Source organism: Pseudomonas sp., from assembly GCF_041601375.1.
Classification (GTDB): Bacteria; Pseudomonadota; Gammaproteobacteria; order Pseudomonadales; family Pseudomonadaceae; genus Aquipseudomonas.
Genome location: NZ_JBFIIG010000289.1, coordinates 1 through 2689, shown reverse-complemented (window position 1 = coordinate 2689; position 2689 = coordinate 1). Strand labels below are relative to the sequence as shown.

The window sequence follows — 2689 nt, the reverse complement described above, 5'->3', positions numbered from 1 at the left end:
GCCCACTGCCGCCGCTCTACCCGCGCTAAGCAACGCCGCCGGCACACCACGTGCGACCCGAACGCCAAAAGCAAAAAACCCCTGAAAGATTGCTCTCTCAGGGGTTTTGCGAAAGTGGCGGTGAAGGTGGGATTCGAACCCACGATACGATTTCTCGTATACACACTTTCCAGGCGTGCTCCTTCAACCGCTCGGACACTTCACCGGATCTCGGCTGACACTGGGTGTCTGTCGAGGCGCGCTAATCTAGCCGAAGAGCCCGCCAAAGGCAAAAGTTTTTTTCAGAAGATTCATGCGCTTAAACCGAATGTTCGGTATCCGCCCGGCAAGCTAGGGGCGTTGCCGCGAAACGCCGGCGACCGGACAGCAGGACGCCGAGGGAGCCCAGCAGGCCGAACAGCAACGCGTCGATCCCCCCGAGCGGGGCTTGGTTGCGTGCACGACTCGCCGGCAACCCGGCATGCCGGCATATAGCCCATTCGGCGCAGCCCATGCCCGAGGCTTTTCTCCCGCAAAGCCCGCCACAGCTGACTCACCAGTCAGCCGCGGCGCTTTACCTGGACGATGCGGGTGGGTAACGTCTGTGGCACTTCAGTCCAAGGAACCCGCCATGAGCGACCTGATCAGCTACCAATTGGAAGACGGCATTGCCACCCTGACCCTGTGCAACGGCAAGGTGAATGCCATCTCGCCGGACGTGATCGCGGCCTTCAATGCCGCACTGGATCGTGCCGAGCAGGACAAGGCCATCGTCATCGTCACCGGCCAGCCGGGCATTCTCTCCGGCGGTTACGACCTCAAGGTGATGACCTCCGGTCCGCAGAACGCGGTCGCCCTGGTTACCGCGGGCTCGACCCTGGCTCGCCGCATGCTCGCCCACCCCTTCCCGATCATCGTCGCCTGCCCGGGCCATGCCGTGGCCAAGGGTGCCTTTATCCTGCTCTCGGCCGACTACCGTATCGGCGTCGAGGGGCCGTTCAGCATCGGCCTGAACGAAGTGCAGATCGGCATGACCATGCATAACGTCGGCATCGAACTGGCACGTGATCGCCTGGGCAAATCGGCCTTCCAGCGCTCGGTGATCAATGGCGAGATGTTCGACCCGCAAGGCGCGGTGGATGCCGGCTTCCTCGACAAGCTGGTGCCAGCAGAGCAGCTGCTGGCCACCGCCCAGGCGGTCGCCCAGCAGCTGAAGAAGATCAACATGAGCGCGCACAAGAACACCAAGCTGAAGGTGCGCAAGGCGCTGCTGGACGCCCTCGACCAGGCCATCGAGCTGGACAAACAACTCCCACTCTAAGCCAGCGAGATACCAGAGCAGCCCGACCAAGCGCCGGGCTGACTCTGGACGCGGACGGCCACACGCAGCTGCAACGCCAGACCACTGTCCGGAACCAGGAACCGGCACCCTGCCGTGGTCGCCCGGCGTGCAGGCATTGCACCAACGGATGACCTGGAAGAAATCGGCGCCAGCGGCAACACTCTAAAATGAGCATGGGTGGTCTTCGCCACACATTCGCAGCCAACAAAAGGGAGCCGCCATGGGTCGAGTCGTTGCCGCAGCCGTCTACAGCCAAGGCAAAAAGATCACCGACATAACCCTCGATGAAGGCAAGGCATGGTCGAAAAAACCCGGCCACTTCGTCTGGATAGGCCTGCATGACCCAGGCACTGAGGAGCTGACCAATCTGCAGCGCCAGTACGACCTCCACGAACTGGCACTGGAGGACGCCTTGCAGCGCCATACCCGGCCCAAGCTGGAAACCTTCGGCGACGCGCTGTTTCTGGTGCTCTATTCGGCGATCGAGGTGAATGGCGAGCTGGATTTCATCGAAACCCAATTGTTTGCCGGCAATGGCTACGTCATCAGCGCCCGCTATGGCCAATCCGCGCCCTACTCGCAGGTGCGCGAGCGCTGCGAGGCCCGCCCCTTGTTGCTCGAGCACGGCGAAGACTTCGTGCTCTATGCCCTGCTCAGCTTCGTGCTGGAAAACTACCGACCGCTGATGGACGACTACTACGGCGAACTCGAGGAGGTCGAGCAGAATGTGCTCAAGCGGCCCTTGACCCAGGCCGATGTCGAATGCATCCAGGGCCTGCGCCGTGATTTGCTGCGTTTACGTCGCTATATCGGACCTTTGGCAGAGATTTGCCAGGAACTGCAGCACCTCGATTTCCCCTTTATCGACCAGAAAATGCGCCCGTACTTTCGCGACGTGGCGATCCATGTCAACCGCCTGCTGGAAGACCTGACCACCCTGCGCGAAATGGCCGACCACGCCATCGAAATCGGCCTGTTGCTGGAGTCCTCGCGACAGAGCATCACCCAGCGCAAGTTCGCCTCCTGGGCCGCCATCCTCGCCTTTCCTACCGCGGTGGCGGGCATCTACGGGATGAACTTCGAATACATGCCGGAACTCGGCTGGCACTATGGTTACTTCGCCCTACTCGGTTTGCTGGCCACTGGCTGCTGCGGCCTTTATGCCAGCTTCAAGCATTACGGCTGGCTGTGAGCAGGCTGGACAACAAAAAGCCCGGTACGTGAGCCCAATGCTGTTCACTTAAGGATTGTTGACTAATCCTTGTTCAGCAGGAGAATCCGGAACCCTTATCAGGTTCCAGATTTTTTATGTCTATTGCGCAGGATCTGAGTGACGTACTGGACGCTGCCGGGCAGCCTTTGGCGCGG

The 2689-nt window shown here is 60.9% G+C and carries 2 protein-coding genes and 1 tRNA gene; 2 read left to right on the top strand and 1 reads right to left on the bottom strand.

Going from position 1 to position 2689, the window contains the following annotated elements; all coding sequences use genetic code 11:
- Positions 1–115 precede the first annotated feature (115 nt).
- Positions 116–205: transfer RNA gene (locus ABZE94_RS21140), tRNA-Ser, on the bottom strand.
- 405 nt (positions 206–610) lie between these two features.
- Between ABZE94_RS21140 and ABZE94_RS21135 the strand changes: the two genes are divergently transcribed.
- Both ABZE94_RS21135 and ABZE94_RS21130 read left to right on the top strand, forming a co-directional pair.
- On the top strand, positions 611–1300 hold the full coding sequence (locus ABZE94_RS21135) for a crotonase/enoyl-CoA hydratase family protein (protein WP_372878151.1): 690 nt from the start codon (positions 611–613) through the stop codon (positions 1298–1300).
- Positions 1301–1541: 241 nt separating this feature from the next.
- The gene (locus ABZE94_RS21130; protein WP_372878149.1) at positions 1542–2513 is read left to right on the top strand and encodes a magnesium and cobalt transport protein CorA; all 972 of its coding nucleotides are present in this window, start codon (positions 1542–1544) and stop codon (positions 2511–2513) included.
- The last annotated feature ends 176 nt before the right edge of the window (positions 2514–2689 follow it).